Source organism: Brevibacillus fulvus (genome assembly GCF_016908525.1).
GTDB classification, from domain to species: domain Bacteria; phylum Bacillota; class Bacilli; order Brevibacillales; family Brevibacillaceae; genus Brevibacillus_G; species Brevibacillus_G fulvus.
Window position 1 is genome coordinate 39,142 of record NZ_JAFBEB010000006.1, and the last position, 16,112, is coordinate 55,253.

The 16,112-nt window shown below is 51.2% G+C and carries 14 protein-coding genes; 4 read left to right on the forward strand and 10 right to left on the reverse strand.

Going from position 1 to position 16,112, the window contains the following annotated elements:
- Positions 1-17 precede the first annotated feature (17 nt).
- From JOD01_RS19690 to JOD01_RS10105, 7 genes are all read right to left on the reverse strand, one after another.
- Positions 18-1,523 carry an L-fucose/L-arabinose isomerase family protein gene (locus JOD01_RS19690; RefSeq protein WP_239565369.1) on the reverse strand — a complete coding sequence of 502 codons (1,506 nt, stop codon included), beginning with the start codon at positions 1,521-1,523 and terminating at the stop codon, positions 18-20.
- A gap of 130 nt (positions 1,524-1,653) precedes the next feature.
- Positions 1,654-2,244 (reverse strand): GNAT family N-acetyltransferase, encoded by a 591-nt coding sequence (locus tag JOD01_RS10080; protein WP_204518196.1) that lies wholly within the window; start codon positions 2,242-2,244, stop codon positions 1,654-1,656.
- 83 nt (positions 2,245-2,327) lie between these two features.
- On the reverse strand, positions 2,328-3,854 hold the full coding sequence (locus JOD01_RS10085) for a tripartite tricarboxylate transporter permease (RefSeq protein ID WP_204518197.1): 1,527 nt from the start codon (positions 3,852-3,854) through the stop codon (positions 2,328-2,330).
- Positions 3,855-3,866: 12 nt separating this feature from the next.
- On the reverse strand, positions 3,867-4,322 hold the full coding sequence (locus JOD01_RS10090; protein WP_204518198.1) for a tripartite tricarboxylate transporter TctB family protein: 456 nt from the start codon (positions 4,320-4,322) through the stop codon (positions 3,867-3,869).
- Between the two features lie 81 nt (positions 4,323-4,403).
- Positions 4,404-5,444, reverse strand: coding sequence for a tripartite tricarboxylate transporter substrate binding protein (locus tag JOD01_RS10095; protein ID WP_204518199.1), 1,041 nt, complete (start codon positions 5,442-5,444; stop codon positions 4,404-4,406).
- A gap of 135 nt (positions 5,445-5,579) precedes the next feature.
- Positions 5,580-6,272 carry a response regulator gene (locus JOD01_RS10100; protein WP_204518200.1) on the reverse strand — a complete coding sequence of 231 codons (693 nt, stop codon included), beginning with the start codon at positions 6,270-6,272 and terminating at the stop codon, positions 5,580-5,582.
- Complete coding sequence (locus JOD01_RS10105) at positions 6,272-7,882, reverse strand: ATP-binding protein (RefSeq protein ID WP_204518201.1); 1,611 nt, start codon at positions 7,880-7,882, stop codon at positions 6,272-6,274. The genes JOD01_RS10100 and JOD01_RS10105 overlap by 1 nt, the downstream gene beginning before the upstream one ends.
- Before the next feature lie 179 nt (positions 7,883-8,061).
- Between JOD01_RS10105 and JOD01_RS10110 the strand changes: the two genes are divergently transcribed.
- Both JOD01_RS10110 and JOD01_RS10115 read left to right on the forward strand, forming a co-directional pair.
- Entirely contained in the window at positions 8,062-8,694 is a 633-nt protein-coding gene (locus JOD01_RS10110; protein WP_204518202.1) for a CBO0543 family protein, read from the forward strand.
- A 219-nt stretch (positions 8,695-8,913) separates the two neighbouring features.
- Positions 8,914-10,674, forward strand: a complete 1,761-nt coding sequence (locus JOD01_RS10115; RefSeq protein WP_204518203.1) for a UbiD family decarboxylase — start codon at positions 8,914-8,916, stop codon at positions 10,672-10,674.
- Positions 10,675-10,777: 103 nt separating this feature from the next.
- Here JOD01_RS10115 and JOD01_RS10120 read toward each other — a convergent pair whose 3' ends face one another.
- Entirely contained in the window at positions 10,778-10,957 is a 180-nt protein-coding gene (locus tag JOD01_RS10120) for a small acid-soluble spore protein H (RefSeq protein ID WP_204518204.1), read from the reverse strand.
- A 328-nt stretch (positions 10,958-11,285) separates the two neighbouring features.
- Here JOD01_RS10120 and deoD point away from each other — a divergent pair, with 328 nt between their 5' ends.
- A complete protein-coding gene (deoD, locus tag JOD01_RS10125; RefSeq protein ID WP_204518205.1) occupies positions 11,286-11,996 on the forward strand; it encodes a purine-nucleoside phosphorylase in 711 nt (236 codons plus the stop codon).
- Between the two features lie 218 nt (positions 11,997-12,214).
- Entirely contained in the window at positions 12,215-12,571 is a 357-nt protein-coding gene (locus tag JOD01_RS10130; RefSeq protein WP_204518206.1) for a DUF1904 family protein, read from the forward strand.
- A gap of 58 nt (positions 12,572-12,629) precedes the next feature.
- Here JOD01_RS10130 and JOD01_RS10135 read toward each other — a convergent pair whose 3' ends face one another.
- Together JOD01_RS10135 and JOD01_RS10140 are read right to left on the reverse strand one after the other, a co-directional pair.
- On the reverse strand, positions 12,630-13,592 hold the full coding sequence (locus JOD01_RS10135; RefSeq protein WP_204518207.1) for a 2-hydroxyacid dehydrogenase: 963 nt from the start codon (positions 13,590-13,592) through the stop codon (positions 12,630-12,632).
- Positions 13,593-13,783: 191 nt separating this feature from the next.
- Positions 13,784-16,075: a S8 family serine peptidase gene (locus JOD01_RS10140; RefSeq protein ID WP_239565370.1), complete on the reverse strand. Its 2,292-nt coding sequence runs from the start codon at positions 16,073-16,075 to the stop codon at positions 13,784-13,786.
- Between the last annotated feature and the right edge of the window lie 37 nt (positions 16,076-16,112).

The following is a 16,112-nucleotide window of genomic DNA, read 5'->3' on the forward strand; positions in this document are numbered from 1 at the left end:
TTTTATTTTGTTTAACTTTACTTCAAAATTGTATGGCTACACGCCAAAAGATCAGCCACTTTGTCAAATAGGCCGGCGTTGTGCCCGATCGACATGGCACAATGATGGGTCGGTGCCTCGCGAAACCACATTTCCAGATAGTCGTCCGGATGTTTCCCGAAAAATACAGGGGTTTGCGTATTTCCGATTTTCATTATCGGTCCGTCAGTTGCGGTCCCTTCCCCGCTGATCAGTTTTAATTTGCCGTCTCCTGTCTGCGTCAGATTCAAGGTCGTGACCGGTCCGGTGCGCACTTTTGCCTCGACAGAGACACCCGCTCCTTGCTTGCCATGATACAGACCCATTCCTCTTAATACCGGTTTTCCTTCCGCGATCGCCAAATGGAAGGGACCGTCATGTCCGAGCAATATCGTTTGATCGTCATAATCCACCACCACGATCTCCGCAAAACTTCCCCCCTTGCCCAAAATATCGCAAATTTTCATCGCCACCGCCGTTTTCAAATCGCCTTCGCCCGCGCAAGGGATTCCTCGCGCCGTCAACAGCGAATGACCAACGATAAATCCGGCCTGCAATTTTTCATATTCACTGCCAGGCGCGCCGTGGTAATAGTAACTGAGCGCATCCAGATCATACTCTCTGACTAATATTTCCTGGGCGGCCGCTACCTTGCAGGACCACTCCAGCTGCTCATCGCTCGGCATACGGGCGATCGGATCAGCGGTGGAAGTGCCGCTGATTTCGAACGTTTCGAAAATTTCCTCGCGTTTGGCTTGCACTTGCCGCGGCGTCACTTCGCCGCAAAAACGGGCAAGATCACACATTTCCAGCAGCTCGACATGGATGCCCAGCTGAGCTTGCAGCATCGTAAAGTCGCTGTATAGATCAAGCATGCCGCCGTATGTGTTGCCGAGATAACCAAACCGGCTGCTGCGTAGCGTCCGGCGCACGGTTGCCGCCTGTATCCATTCCGCGATTTGCTGCCAGGCGCGAATCGCTTCCTTACGGTGGCTCGTTCGTTCGTCGGTCAGCGAAACGGCAGGGGTTTGCTGCAATCCTAACAAGCCATTGACCACGCGAAACGGCAGATTTGCCCGGTTAAACGCGTTGGCAATCTCCGGAACCGGGCAGGCGCCGCAGTGGGCCAACCATTCTCCTGTCGTCGTCTGATCGTAGTTGATCCGCGCTGTCGGCTGCAGGTTCAAAATAACGACGGGAGCAAGACAGTGCTGATGGATCGGCAATACGACAGAACTGGTTGCATATGTGGCGGAATGGCAAAAGATCAGATCGACGTTTTGGCGGGCAAACCACTCTCCGGCCCGTCTGCCTTCCGCTTCCGTGTCGACCAGTCCGTAATGGAACACCTCTCCCCACATCATCATGGACTGTTCCAAAAATTTCCCATAGTCGATCAAGCGTTCCTTTAAACCCGGAAACTGTCCCCAATATGCTTGCAACCCGATGCTATATAAGCCAATTCGCGCTTTTTTCACCGGTTTGATCGCGTGCAATCGCGTCATTTCCGTTTCCTCCCCCACACAAGTTTTCGTTATTCCCTTTTATTGTAATCGCTTACAGCCCAAATAACATCCAAAGATTCAAACACAAAAAAAGGTTGCCGCTATTCTCTGCGGCAACCTTGCTTTTTCGCTATGCTCGTTGCAAGTACGCCTGCAACCTTTGTTTGACTTCCGGCCATTCCCGGTCAATGATACTGTAATAAACCGCGTCGCGCACATAGCCGTTGCGGACAATCCGTTCATTGCGCAACAATCCTTCGCGAACCGCACCCAACCGTTCGATGGCGCGTTGTGAATTGAGATTGCGCGCATCGGTCTTGATCTGCACCCGGACACAGCCCAGTTGTTCAAAGCAATGTCGCAACAGCAACCATTTGCATTCCGTATTGACGGCTGTTTTCCAGTATGCCGGCGTTATCCAGGTAAAGCCAATTTCAACATGTCTGTCTTTTCTGGAGATATTCAACAGACGGGTGCTGCCGATCGCCTTGTCCGTCCGCCGATCGATGATCGCAAACGGCAGATCCGTTCCGGCTTTTTGCCCTTCCATAGCGGCGGCGATGAAGGAATGCACATCTTCCGGCCGGCTGATCTCGATAGACATATACGTCCAAATTTGTTCAAAGTTGCCGGCCTCAAACAGCTGGTCGGCATGGGCAATGGCCAACGGTTCCAGACGGACCTGTTCTCCGGTCAAAGTGACCGGTTCGATTGACAACATCTTGCTTCTCCCCTCTCCATCCGATTGCAGTTTTCCCCCCATCTTAGGAGAGGGGCAGAAACTTGTCAATCCCTCCCGTTGGTTTATCCTTCCACGTTGATCACGACTTTTTTGCCGCGTTTTTTCATCAAAATCGGGATAACCAGCCAGAGCAATGCGATAATCAAGAAAATCAGCGACAGCGGTTTTTGCAGGAAAATCATAAAGTCGCCATTGGACGTGGTCAACGCCCGGCGCATGTTGTTTTCGATCATCGGTCCCAAAATCAGGCCCAACACCAAAGGCGCCAACGGAAAATCATTTTTGACAAAGAAGTACCCGGCCACCCCGCAACAGGTCAGCAAAATCAGGTCAAAAGTGTTGATTTGCACCGCATACACGCCAAAAATCGAGATGGCGATAATCATCGGCAGCAAATATTTGCTCGGGGTTTCAATAATTTTCGCGAAAACTTTCACCAATGGCATGTTCAAAATCAGCAACATCAAGTTTCCTATAAACATGCTGGCGATCAACCCCCAGGCGATTTGCGGGTGATCGGAGAAAAGCAGCGGTCCCGGCTGCACGTTGTACATCATCAGTGCGCCCATCAAAATCGCGGTTGTGCCGGAGCCGGGAATCCCCAATGTCAGCAAAGGAATCATCGCGCCTCCGGAAGCGCCGTTGTTTGCCGATTCCGGTGCGGCAACGCCTTCGATCGCTCCTGTTCCGAATTTCTCCGGGTTTTTGCTGATCTTTTTCTCCAGGATATAGGAGAAGAAAGAAGCCAGCGTCGCACCAGCGCCAGGCAGAACGCCGATGAAAAAGCCGAGAATAGAACCGCGGGCAATCGGTCCGGCACTTTGTTTCAAATCTTCCTTCGTTGGAAGCACGCGGCCCACTTTGATAATTTCATCCGGTTGATCATCTTTTTCAATAATCGTTTTGAAAACTTCGCCCAAGGCAAACAGCCCGACAGCAATCGTTAAAAATTCCAGTCCCTGGTACAGTTCCGGAATATCGTAGGTAAACCGGCTCACTCCGGAGACCGTATCGATCCCGATCGTTGCCAACAGCAGTCCCAAGACGGTCATGATCAGCGCTTTGGTCATCGATTTTCCGCCAAGACCGCTGACTGCACACAAGCCCAGGATCATTAAGGAAAAGTATTCGGCCGGGCCGAATTTGATCGCCGCTTCCGACAGCGGGCCAGCCAAAAATACCAATCCAATCAAAGCGACGACTCCAGCCACAAACGAGCCGATCGCCGAAATCGCCAAAGCGGAGCCGGCCTTTCCTTTTTTCGCCATCTGGTATCCGTCCAGTGTCGTGACCACAGACGAGGACTCACCAGGGGTATTAATCAGGATGGACGTGGTCGAACCGCCGTACATTGCCCCATAATATACCCCGGCCAGCAAGATCAACGAACTGGCAGCCGCCTGTTCCGGTGGCAATCCTCCCGTCATGGAAGCGGTCACGGGAAGCAACAGCGCTACGCCGCTCATCGGCCCAATCCCCGGCAAAACGCCTACTGCCGTTCCGATGACCACACCGACAAACGCAAACAAAATATTTTGCCATTGCAGCGCCACCGAGAACCCGTCGGCCAAATATTGCATCACTGACATCACAATCCCCCCTTATCCAAGCCAGGATGGCAGTCCCGGCAATGTTCCTTCTAGGATTTTCACATAAACGACATAGACGATCACGGAAAAGGCAAGCGCAATCAACAATGTTTTCCACCAGCTCTTGTTGCCCATCACCTTAAATCCGAGCGTAAGGAAGAGAAACGTGCTGATCACATACCCGATCGGCTCCAGCAGAATGGCATACAGGAACGTCGCCACGAGCATGATGACAAAGCCTTTTATATTTACCGCCGTTTTCTCCTGTTGCGTCTGCTTGTAGGAGAACGTTTCATAAAACAGCCGAATACTTAAAAGAATTAAAATAATGCCTAGGAAGAGCGGAAAAATATTGGGACCAACTTCACTTCCGTATGCACTTGTTGCGATTTGTCGGCTGCCGTTGACAAAAAAAGCACCGACTAAGGCGAAAAACACGCTTGCGTAGCGATCAAAAGTTTTGTTCATTTGCTCCCCTCCCCGAAATCAGTATGTGACCATCCATTGGACGAAAATGGAGAAAGAGGGGAGACAACCTCCCCTTTTTCCTTATTTTTGCATGCCCAATGACGTCAGCAAGTCCGTAATCAGTGTATTTTGCTCGTCAAGGAATGTTTGGAAGCTGGCGGCATCCCGATACTCACTGATCCAGCCATTCGCAGCCAATTCCTTGTTCCATGCCTCGTTTTCAGACAACGCTTTCAATTTTTCATCCCAATATTTTTTGGCATCTTCCGGCATGTCAGGAGGACCAAACGCTCCGCGCCAAATATTGAAGGTTGCGTCAATTCCTTGTTCTTTGAATGTTGGGACATCTTTCAAGTCACCGCCAAGACGCTCATCGGCAGCAATCCCCAAAATGCGGATTTTTCCGGCTTTCAGGTACTCAGTCAAACTGGAGGCATCCGTCCCGATGAAATCGGCATTTCCGCCCAGCAAGGCTGCCAACGCTTCACCGCCACCGTCGTAGGAGACGTATTTGATCGCTTTCGGATCGATGCCGTATTTGGCAGCGGGTAGAATTCCCACCAAATGGTCCATCGAACCCGGTGCCGATCCGCCAGCCAGCGTCAACTTTGAAGGATCTGCTTTCAGATCATCCAGCAAGCTTTTCATGTCTTTGTATGGTGAATCCGCTTTCACCGCAACGGCTCCGAAATCCTTCGTGAGCTGGGCCAGCGGAGTCACATCCTTGTAGCCATATGGCGTATTGCCCTCTTTTTTCAAATTGTTGATCAAGATCGGCGGTGAACTGACAAACAGCCGATACGGATCGCCTTTATAATTATTCACATAATCTGCCATGAAGACCGTTCCGCCGCCACCCGGTTGATTTTCCACGGTAATCGTTTTGTCCACGAGCTTCGTTTCCAGCAATACTTTGCTGATCGCGCGGGCGGTCATATCCCAGCCTCCGCCTGCGCCCGATGGTGCAACCATGACGATCGGTTTTTCCGGGTAAGAAGATCCGCCGCTTGCTCCCCCCGCTTGGCCGCCTGTACTGCCGCTCCCTGAGTTGCCGCCGCCACAGGCTGTCAAGCCAACAGCGAGCAGAGTCGTTAAGGCAAGAAGGATACCTTTTTTAGCCATTGTTTGTTCCCCCTTATTTTTGTTTTCTGTAAGCGTTTTCAGCTTGTGTAATTAAAATATCATTGAATGGGAGGCAAACATAGTTTTCGTTCATAAATGTCATTTTGTCTTTTTTGTCTATTTTGTTCATAAAGTTCACAATTGCCCTAAATATTTTCGCTCCGGCCTGCCGACGGTACCATAGACCAAATCCGCGCGAATCCGCCCCTCGGTGACGAGAAACTCCAAATATCTTCTCGCTGTCGTCCTGCTTGTGCCGATCAACTTGCCTACCTCTTCCGCCGTTACTCCCGCTTCACGTGCCTGGCTGACCGCCTGAATCACTTTTTCCAGCGTCAAGCTGTCAATACCTTTTGGCATGACGGTCTCTTTCGGCTTGTTTTGCGGCTGGCCGCGGGTAAGCAACAGGTCGATTTCCGCCTGGTCAACAATCCCCGAACCGCGATCGCGTCGTTTTAAATGATTGCGGTAACTTTCCATCCGTTCCTGAAATGATTCAAAAATGAGCGGCTTGACAATGTAATCAAACACCCCGCCGCGCAATGCCTCGTAGACCATCTCGATCTCCCGGGCGGCCGTTATCATAATAATATCTATATCCCGGTAATGCTGGCGGATATGCCAAACCAGTTCGATTCCCAGCATATCGGGCAAATAGACGTCAAGCAGCACAAGCTGCGGCTTCGTATAGGCCAGCAACTCTTTCGCCTGCTCGCCGTTGGTTGCCAGAGCGATTACGGAAAAGCCCTCCAGCTTTTCGATAAATTTTTGATTAATCTCAATAATGCGCCGATCATCTTCCACAATAAGCACATCGATTGTACTCATCAAGCCTGCTCCTTTCTCATCGGCAGCGAGATGGTAAACAAGCTGCCGCCCCGTTCACTGTCACTCACCAGTATATACCCATTCATTTCCTCCACCATCGTTTTCACTTTGGCCAACCCGATCCCGCGATTTTCTCCCTGTTTCGTGGAAAAGCCGTAGGCAAAAATTTTGTCTTGAATCTGCTTATCGATACCCGGACCGGAGTCATCCACCTCGAATAAAAATTCCTTGCCTGCATAAGAGACGTAACATTCCACGTATTTCTGCTTCACCCGGGAGTCAAGTACGGCTTCAAACGCGTTTTGGATCAAATTGGCCATAATAATAATCAGTTGCTGCCGGTTGACCTCTGGCGGAAGCGGTTGCAATTGGCTGTCTTCATTGATCACAAATTGTATTTTCAGCTCTTTTGCCCGGTTTTGCATCCCGACCAGCAAGGCGCCGATCAGCGGATCAGATATTTTTTTAGCCAAAAACAGCACCATTTCCTGCTGCGCATTCGTCTCGCTGGAGATCAGTTCAATCGCTTCTTGAATCGACCCCAGTTGTAACAGGCCGGAAATAGTATACAGCAAATTGTGGAACTCATGGGTCTGGGCGCGCAAGACGTCGGCATACCGCTTTACTTGCGACAATTCTGCCGACAGCTGTTCAATATCCGATTTGGGACGAAAACTGCTGACGACGCCGATGACGTTTTGCTCGATCTGAATCGGCACGCGGTTGACCAGTATCTCTTTGCCGGACGCGTTGAATTCGCGGTCAAGCTGCTGTTCTCCCGTTTTCAGCACCTCCAGCATTTTGGTGTTGGGAATTAGGTGGGTAATCGGCTGTTTGATCACCTGCTCGCGCGGGGGCAGGTTTAAGATCGCGGTAGCGGCCTGATTGACCATCGTCACATTTCCGTGGCGGTCGATCGCCACGATCCCTTCCCGCACCGACTCGATCAAAGCGTTCCGTTCCACAAACAAGGCGGTAATCTCTTCCGGTTCCAAACCAAGAATGGCTCGCTTGAAATACCTGCTCAGCCAAATTGCCCCGACGATTCCAATGACGAGCGAGACGATCAAAATCAACAAGATTCTCGTGCGGTAGCCAGCAACCATCTCATCGATATCTTCCAACAAAAAACCGACCGAGACGATCCCGACGATTTCCCCCTGTTCATTCAGGACCGGCGTCTTGCCGCGAAGCGAAGGCCCGAGGCTGCCTACCGCCTTCGATACATAAGAAGCACCGTGCTGCAGCGCATCTTCACTATCGCCGCCGACCATCTCCTTGCCGATGCGGCTGACCAACGGATGCGCCAGCCGAATGCCGTGCTTGTCCCCGACAACTACGAACTCCGCCCCTGTCTGACGCCGGACATTCTCCGCCAGCGGTTGAATGATAACCGAAGGATTGGCGCTGTCAAATGCCGCTCTCACCTCGGGCAAATTGGCGACGATCCGCGCCGTATTCAACGCCCGTTTCCCTACCTGCTCTTCAATCGTTTGCGCAATTAAAGAATAAAAGACCAACCCGATCAGACCAACGATCAATATCGCCAGTATGGTTATCAACAAAATCATTCTCGCCTGCAAGGTAAAGCGAAAGGTTCGATTTTTCATCACAACACCTCTGTTGCCATTATACACGTAAGCGGGCGAAACGAGAGAAGATTTCTTCAGGAACAAGCCGCCAGTACCGAGTAGTGAAAATGGAAAAACGGGGAATGCTAATTAGCAACATTCGCGAGACATTTGCCTGAACCACCGGGGTTTGGATCGATAGAAAAAGGAGGCACGTCATGATGACAGCGAGTCAAACAGAAGCGCTCAACCAAATTCACACCCTGCAGGAAAGATTGACTGACACCTGGTTAAGTTACTGGTTCCGCTATTCCCATATGGGAACGTGGCAATATTGGACCTACGTGGCCATGCTGATCGTCCCGCTGCTTGTCCTGCTTTTGCTGCTTGACCGCAAAAAAGCGTTTCATTTTGGCTTTTTCGGTACGAACATCCATATCTGGTTTTCCTATCTGGACAACATGGGCGCGGCGCAATCGTTATGGGCCTATCCGTATCATATCATCCCTTCGCAGCCAGGCAGCTTTTCGCTGGATGCTTCGCTGGTTCCCGTTGTCTTCATGCTGATGTATCAATGGACCGTCAACCAGCAAAAAAATTACTATATTTACAGCATCGGAGTCTGTGTATTTTTTGCCTTTGTTTTAAAGCCGGTGTTCGTCGTGGTTGGGTTGTTTCAGTTGCTGAACGGGACGAACTACTTCCATTTGTTCGTTGTATATGTCATTGTAGCCTTAGTCTCCAAGTGGATCACCACCGCCTTCCTGTATTTCCAGAAAGGCCAGGCAACCCTGCACCGCGCGCGGTTCAATATTCCGCGCATCCAATACAAAAAGCAACGCGCCGACTAACCTGCTCGCTTCTGACAACGTGATGAAACAACAAAGCAGCCGATTCCTTGTTAACCGTTTGGCCACCACCGCCTTTGAGAGGAGGCACCCCGGAATCAGCTGCATTTTTTCTATTTCAAATGGGAATGGCAAAGTTTTTGTGATTCTCGAGGAAAAGCTAGAAGATTCCAGCAGCATCGTGTACAGTTAAGTTGACAGATTCGTACACGAGGTGGTCAAATGCATACAAATCTCCGCTCCTTTCTCCAACAATTGCGACAGGCCGGACAACTGCTCGAAATCAGCGCGCCCGTCGATCCGCATCTGGAACTGGCGGAAATTCATCGCCGGGTCATCGCCGAACAAGGTCCCGCGCTGTTGTTTACCAATGTAAAAGGAAAGTCGTTTCCAGTCGTCACCAACTTGTTTGGTACGGTCGAACGGGTTGATATGGCTGTCGGTCCCCGACCGGAAACGATCGTCAAAGAGTTGGTCAGCGGACTGGACAAGCTGATGCCGCCGAAGCTTTCCGCCCTTTGGCAACTCCGTGATCCCCTGCTGGGAGTGATGCGGGCCGGGACCAAAACGGTTTCCCCCAGCCAAGCACCGGTATTGCAGCAGACGACGCAGGATGTCGATTTGACGGAGCTGCCCGCTTTGACCAGCTGGCATCTCGACGGCGGTCCGTTTGTGACTTTGCCGCTTGTCTATACCGAGCATCCGCAAACCAAAGAGCATAACCTGGGCATGTACCGCATTCAAATTTACGATCGGAACACCACAGGCATCCACTGGCAAATTCATAAAGGCGGCGGGTTTCATTATCATGAAGCGGAGAAACAAAACCAGGCTCTGCCCGTGACACTGACGATCGGCGGTCCACCGGCGCTGATTATTTCCGCGATCGCCCCTCTGCCGGAAATGGTCCCGGAACTCATGTTTGCGTCCTTGCTGATGGGGGAAAAATTACCGCTCGTTGACGTACCCAACCATCCGCACAAAATCGTGGCTGATGCCGAATTTGTCTATACCGGTCTCGTTCCGCCGCATTTGCGCCGCCCCGAGGGACCGTTTGGCGATCATTTTGGCTATTATTCCTTGCAGCATGACTTTCCCGTTTTTCAAGTAAAGCAAGCTTTTCGCCGCAAGGACGCGATCTATCCCGCTACCGTGGTCGGCAAGCCTCGCCAGGAAGACTATTTTATCGGCGAATATTTGCAGCGGCTGCTCTCGCCGCTGTTCCCTGTGGTTATGCCAGGGGTAAAATCACTGTGGACGTACGCAGAAACAGGGTTTCATGCCTTGGCCGGCGCCGTCGTCCGGGAAAGTTACTATAAGGAAGCAATGGCTCATGCCTTCCGTATATTGGGCGAAGGACAGCTCACCTTGACCAAATTTCTGCTCGTAACCGATGTTCCGTGCGAGCTGGCCAATTTTGCCCCGTTTCTGGAGACGATTCTCGCCCGGTTTCAACCGGAGCGAGACCTGTTGATCGTCAATGACACCTCCAACGACACACTGGACTATACGGGCCGAAAATTCAACCATGGCAGCAAAGGCATCATGTTGGGAATTGGCGAGCCGGTTCGCGAACTCCCCCGGTCCTATCATGGCGGGGAGATTCCCGGCTTCGGCAAGATCGAACCGTTCTGCGCCGGTTGTCTGGTCATTTCCGGGACAAGCTACGAACAAGATCCGACGCTTGCCGAACGGCTGGTGGAGTGTGCCCAGCAACGGCTTGCGGAATGGCCGCTGATCTGTCTGGTCGATGATGCCACGATCGCTTCCGATCAAACCCGTTTCTTATGGACGGTGTTTACCCGCTTTGATCCTGCTCACGATCTGTATGCCAAAGCTTCGATCGTCCGCAACAAAATTCGCTATGAGGGTCCGCTGATTATCGATGCCCGCATGAAGCCGTTTTATCCTGACGAAGTTACGAGCCATCCCGATGTCGCCAAGCTTGTCGATCAGCGCTGGCGCGAGTATTTCCCGCGCTAATCGTATCTTTCTGTAAGACAAAGGCTGCCGTTTTGGCAGCCTTTGCTCACAAGGGAATCCTCGTGTGGCTCACAACAAAAAAACACCAAACAGTCGGTGCCGTTTAGTGTTCTTCCAACGTATACAGTGGGACATCCTGCTCTTTTTGCGGTTCATCCAGCGGAAAAATTCTCGCCGTTTCATTCGCTTCATCGACACGTTGAATATAGACGGGAACTCCATTGTAAAGCACATTCGCCATTACCGGTGAAGCGGCAATCTCTTTTGCGCGTCCAATATCCATCTGCTTCCTCCTTCCGTTTGTTCAAGCTTACTATTTCCTTGCGTTTGCACAGCTATTCAACAGCCGGAGGTCTTCTTCCTTCGCAACGTTCTTCTTCTTTCGCTCGGAAAATCCCCCTCTACAACGGAGTAAAGCGAGACCCCCCAAATACAAAACTATCCTTTTTTGTTATAATTTTGTTGTTATCTTATAGTTTACCTCCGCGAATTACTGATTAGGTGGCAGCCAAATGAACAGGAACTGGCAAAATTTATTTTGCTTGGCCGTTTATTTGTAGTACCATAACAGAGTAACGAATTGATCTGTGTAAAGAAGGAGCAGGATAATTGTGAGTGTACATATTGGCGCAAAACCGAACGACATCGCGGAAACAATCCTCTTGCCGGGGGACCCCCTGCGTGCGAAATATATTGCGGAAACGTTTCTGGAAGGAGCGGTATGTTACAACGAGGTTCGCGGCATGTTGGGGTACACGGGAACCTATAAAGGCAAACGGGTCTCTGTTCAGGGAACGGGTATGGGTGTTCCCTCAATCTCCATTTATGCCCAGGAACTGATGCAAAGCTATGGTGTGAAAAATTTGATCCGGGTTGGTACATGCGGGGCGATCCAGGAAGACATCAAAGTGCGCGATGTCATCATCGCGATGACCTCTTCGACCGATTCGCAAGTAAACCGGCTGCGTTTTCAGCAAATTGATTTTGCTCCGACCGCCAGCTTCGAGCTTCTGCACAAAGCGTATCAAGCTGCTGTGCAACGCAATCTGTCGGTGAAAGTGGGAAATGTGTTTACCAGCGATTCCTTCTACCGGGACAGCCTCGATCTCTACAAACAACTGGCTGCTTATCAAGTGCTGGCGGTAGAAATGGAAACGACCGCCCTGTATACGCTGGCTGCCAAATTCAAACGAAATGCCTTGTCAATCCTGACCGTGAGCGACCATATTCTTACCGGTGAGGAGACAACCGCTGAAGAGCGCCAAACTACCTTTAATGAAATGATTGAAGTTGCGCTGGAAGCGGCCACCGCTCAATCTTGAACTTAGCCTTCGAAAAGAGCGTTTTTTGTTCTCCTCGCCGCGCCGATCCCCGGATCGGCGTCGTTCGCGGTTGGGTTGGGCAACCCGTTTGCCTGCCCGGTATCTTCTTTGCCACACCGGATTTGTCAACGAATCATGAAGAGTGTCTTCTCTGGCACTCTTCTTTTGTTGGCCAATTTCCGCCAATTGCCCAAGACAGTCTGAAAGGAATGGTTGCAATGCCATTTTTACGCTTTAAAGGGGTCCCTGCTTCATTTTTGACCGCACTTTCGCCACAGCTGGTCGAAACGTTTGCTGCGGTCGCCGAAGTTCGCCGAGAGGTGGTCAAAGTGGAGTTGCTCCCTTATGAACGGATCACCGACAGCCCGGTTTCGCTGGAAATCTATATGTTTCAGCGGGAGCAAGGCAAACACGACGCGATCGCCGCCGCCATGCACCGGTTGCTGCTGGAACACGGCTATCCGAATGCGCATATTTTTTTCGTCATCCTCAGTCCTTCCCTCTACTATAAAGAAGGAAAGCCGCTGACCGATTACCCGCTGATCCCGGCTCCCCTGCAAAATCCGGTCCCGTAAAATGAACGTGACGGCCACAAGTTGGCCGCCACCTGCGCTTTGTTCGCCCCTGTTCGTTTTAAGCGGTGATAAGATTCGGGGGCGTCAACCCGTTGATGCCTTTCAGTAAATTGTCAACTGCCAGTCGAGCCATTTGATATCTTGTCTCCTGTGTCGCCGAACCGATATGCGGAACGGTCACGACATTGGGCATCGTCAACAACGGATGGGTCGGATCGATCGGTTCTTGTTCATAGACATCCAATCCGGCGCCGCGAATCCAGTTATTTTGCAGCGCCTTGATCAACGCCTGTTCATCGACGTTCTTGCCGCGCGAGCCGTTAATAAAGATCGCCGTCTTTTTCATTAACCCGAATTCGCGTTCGCCCATCAATTTGTCGGTCTCCGGCGTATGCGGGGTCATCAGACAGACGAAATCGGCTTTGCCAAGCAGTTCATCCAGCTCGCAGTAAACCGCCTGAAAATCCCGCTCCGCTTCCTGATTTCGCGAGCGGTTATGATACAAGATTGGCATGTCAAAGCCGAAGTGGGCACGCTTGGCAATGGCTTTCCCAATGTTGCCCATGCCGATAATCCCCAGCGTTTTATGGTGAACATCTACGCCAAACAGCTCTTCTCCAATCATCTCCCGCCAGTGGCCGGCTTTCATATACGAATCCAGCTCCGGAATTCTTCTCGCTGCCGCCAATACCAAGGCAAAAATCGCATCAGCCGTCGTCTCGTCAAGCACGCCGGGCGTATTGGTCGCCCAAATATTTCTTTGCCGCAGTTCGGCGAGATCGAGGTTGTCGTAGCCTACCGAAATGTTGGAAACGATTTTTAACAGCGGGGCTTGCTCGAGCAATTCCTGATTGATCGGCAATCCGGAACCCAACAGCCCGTGCGCTGTTTTCAATTCCGCAACAAACAGTGGATCGCGGGGATCCTCCCATTTGGGAAAATACTTCACCTCACACGTTTGTTGCAACTCTTGCAGCAAGTCTGCCGGTACCGGCCGATAGACAACAACCTTTGGTTTCATCAATCTTCGCTCCTTCCTGACATGTCCTTCAAACGCAACGCACCTCCGTTTTTCTCCTGGTGCGTTGCGCGTCATATTGGTTTATTTCGTTGCCTAATCATTGGTTCCTTCCAGCAAACGGAAAAAGCCGATGCCCGCGACAGGAAAGCCGGAAACAGCGATGCTGTACCGGGCAGTTGGTCAATGACCGCTCAGGAACTCGCCGGATAATGAATTTCCAGCACATAATCGGTGGAACCGCTGGAATCGAGCCGAATGCGCACCTTATACGTCCCCGCTTTTGTGACGGCATAGTCCAGCGTTTCCGGATAATTTTTGCTGGATGTGCTGCTTACCAGCTTTTTGCCGCTGCTGTTGTAGAGGTACAAGTCCACATCCGCATCTTCGTCGTCCCAATCTGCCACCAGCGAGATTGTTCCAGGTGTTTTCACCGAAATGTTATAATCCACGTATTTTTTCGATTTGGAGGAAAGCGTTCCTTTTTTGGTCAGTTTTTTCGTTTTCTGTTCTTTTAACTTTCCGTTGGTCGACAAGGCAAACGGCTGCGGCCCCATGGGAATATTGTATGCTTCGACCGTTACCTGATAGGTCCCTTTTTCCGGATTGTCGATCCAAACCTCTTCCACATTGTTTTTGTTATCGACGTCATCATCGGTGTCATCATCAAAGAAGTCGTTGCCGTTGTAGACTTGTCCGGATGGCGCGGTGATCTTCAGATTCAGGTCGTTGACCAATGCCCGTCTGGCCGCAGGCGAAGCGGGATAATCCGTCCAGACCAACGTCGCCAAAAACGGATGTTTCGTATCGGTTACCTCAATGGAATAGGTTTGTTTTTGCCCGGTCTTCAAACCGCTCGTCTCGTCGGCAAAATCGGCGCCGATCGCTTTTTCCAGATTGACGCGGCCATATCCTTGTTCTTCAAAATAGGCGTCGTCGAGAATATCGGCTCCCGTGATCAGCATCGATTTGATCAGCGCCGCGCTCGGCTTTTTGATACCTTCCTCCTGCAAATACTCGCGGACTTGCGCGGCCCCGCCGGCCAAGATCGGTGTCGCCATGCTTGTGCCGCCCATGTAGGCATAGTCGGAATTGTAAGTGTCCCAAAATTGATCGTCAGGCGCCAAACGGGAACGCGTCGACAAGATGAATGTACCCGGAGCAACCAGATCGGGTTTAAACCGTCCGTCCGCCGTCGGTCCCTTACTGCTGAAATAGGCGATTTCATCTTCATCGTCGGACAAACTTCCTTTGCTCGGCCGCAAATTTTCCGTTGCGCCGACGGCAATCGCATTTTTCGCCGTTGCCGGACTGCTGACCGAACCTAGTCCATACTCATCACCTTCATTACCCGCTGCCACGACCAGCAGCATATCTTTATGTTCCCACAGAAAGCGGTCGGCTTCATAGGCCGTCTCGTCATAGACACCAGCGATCTCGGGATCAGCTACCGGATCAAGTCCCCAGGAATCGGAATGGATCCGTGCTCCATCGTCATAGGCTTCGTCCAACAAATCATAGAAACTGTCAAAAACGATCGCGCCCTCCTCATCCATGATCGATTGAAACACAAGCTTCGCTTCCGGCGCCATCCCGGTGATTTTTCCGTTGGATGCGCTGCCGTTGCCGACCAGCGATCCGGCCACATGCGTTCCATGTCCGACTGGATCGCTGGCATCTCCGCGTCTTCCTAATGCGTACAATTTTTTCACCTGGTCAGCCAAGTCAGGATGCATATTTCGCACATTGCCCGTATCCAGACCAGTGTCCGCCACGCCGATCACTTGCCCGTTGCCTTCGTAGCCGGTGTCGGCCAATTCGTCGGATTGAATGATCTTTGCCGCTTGATCGTTATGAAGCTTGATTTTTCCTTTTGGCAAAACGGCAATGACATCGTCGGAATCCAGCAGTTCATCCAGTTTGTTGCCTTTCACGCGTACATCGGTGATGGCCCGGCCCGCTGTTTTCGTCTCGAGTTTGGAATATTCGTCCTCATCCAAACGTTCCAACACTTCATGCAGGTCGGACTTTTTGTCAAATCCGATCACCGCCACATCTACCTGATTACCGTCCTCAACCGCTTCGCGCAGTTCCGGGGCAAGCTTGTACTCCGGTTCGAAAGCGGTCACGCGTTTTATGTATGAGAGTTTTTTCAGTAATTTTTGCTGTTCTTTCTCGGTTACTTTCGCGATAAAGGAGAAATCGGGAATATAATCCCCCAACTCAATGCCCGCATCCGCCAATTCCTCTTTCCATTTCTCTTGAATTGGCCCGGTAAACTGGATAAGAACCAAATCTTCGGAAAAATCAAAGGATGACCCGCGACTGTGCAAAGGATTCGCCCGCAGCGAGATTTCTTGATCGGCTTCGATTTGCGCCTTTTTGGCGCTGCGCTCGGATTCGTTTTTGGCAAACGCCGGTTGAGCAGTGATCAACAGAGAGAGGGAAATGGTTCCAACGATGCTTGTTTGCCAAATTCTTTTCATGTTTCCCAACCTTTCAAAATGGTAACTCTATTATAAA

Excerpts from the sequence above, each read along its gene's own strand:
- JOD01_RS10120 (WP_204518204.1), bottom strand. The coding sequence starts at position 10,957 with ATGGATATTGGACGCGCAAAAGAGATTGCCGCTTCACCGGTAATGGCG.
- JOD01_RS10085 (WP_204518197.1), bottom strand. The coding sequence starts at position 3,854 with ATGTCAGTGATGCAATATTTGGCCGACGGGTTCTCGGTGGCGCTGCAA.
- JOD01_RS10100 (WP_204518200.1), bottom strand. The coding sequence starts at position 6,272 with ATGAGTACAATCGATGTGCTTATTGTGGAAGATGATCGGCGCATTATT.
- JOD01_RS10110 (WP_204518202.1), top strand. The coding sequence starts at position 8,062 with ATGATGACAGCGAGTCAAACAGAAGCGCTCAACCAAATTCACACCCTG.
- JOD01_RS10090 (WP_204518198.1), bottom strand. The coding sequence starts at position 4,322 with ATGAACAAAACTTTTGATCGCTACGCAAGCGTGTTTTTCGCCTTAGTC.
- JOD01_RS10105 (WP_204518201.1), bottom strand. The coding sequence starts at position 7,882 with ATGAAAAATCGAACCTTTCGCTTTACCTTGCAGGCGAGAATGATTTTG.
- JOD01_RS10095 (WP_204518199.1), bottom strand. The coding sequence starts at position 5,444 with ATGGCTAAAAAAGGTATCCTTCTTGCCTTAACGACTCTGCTCGCTGTT.
- JOD01_RS10140 (WP_239565370.1), bottom strand. The coding sequence starts at position 16,075 with ATGAAAAGAATTTGGCAAACAAGCATCGTTGGAACCATTTCCCTCTCT.
- JOD01_RS10115 (WP_204518203.1), top strand. The coding sequence starts at position 8,914 with ATGCATACAAATCTCCGCTCCTTTCTCCAACAATTGCGACAGGCCGGA.
- JOD01_RS10080 (WP_204518196.1), bottom strand. The coding sequence starts at position 2,244 with ATGTTGTCAATCGAACCGGTCACTTTGACCGGAGAACAGGTCCGTCTG.
- JOD01_RS10130 (WP_204518206.1), top strand. The coding sequence starts at position 12,215 with ATGCCATTTTTACGCTTTAAAGGGGTCCCTGCTTCATTTTTGACCGCA.
- JOD01_RS10135 (WP_204518207.1), bottom strand. The coding sequence starts at position 13,592 with ATGAAACCAAAGGTTGTTGTCTATCGGCCGGTACCGGCAGACTTGCTG.
- JOD01_RS19690 (WP_239565369.1), bottom strand. The coding sequence starts at position 1,523 with ATGACGCGATTGCACGCGATCAAACCGGTGAAAAAAGCGCGAATTGGC.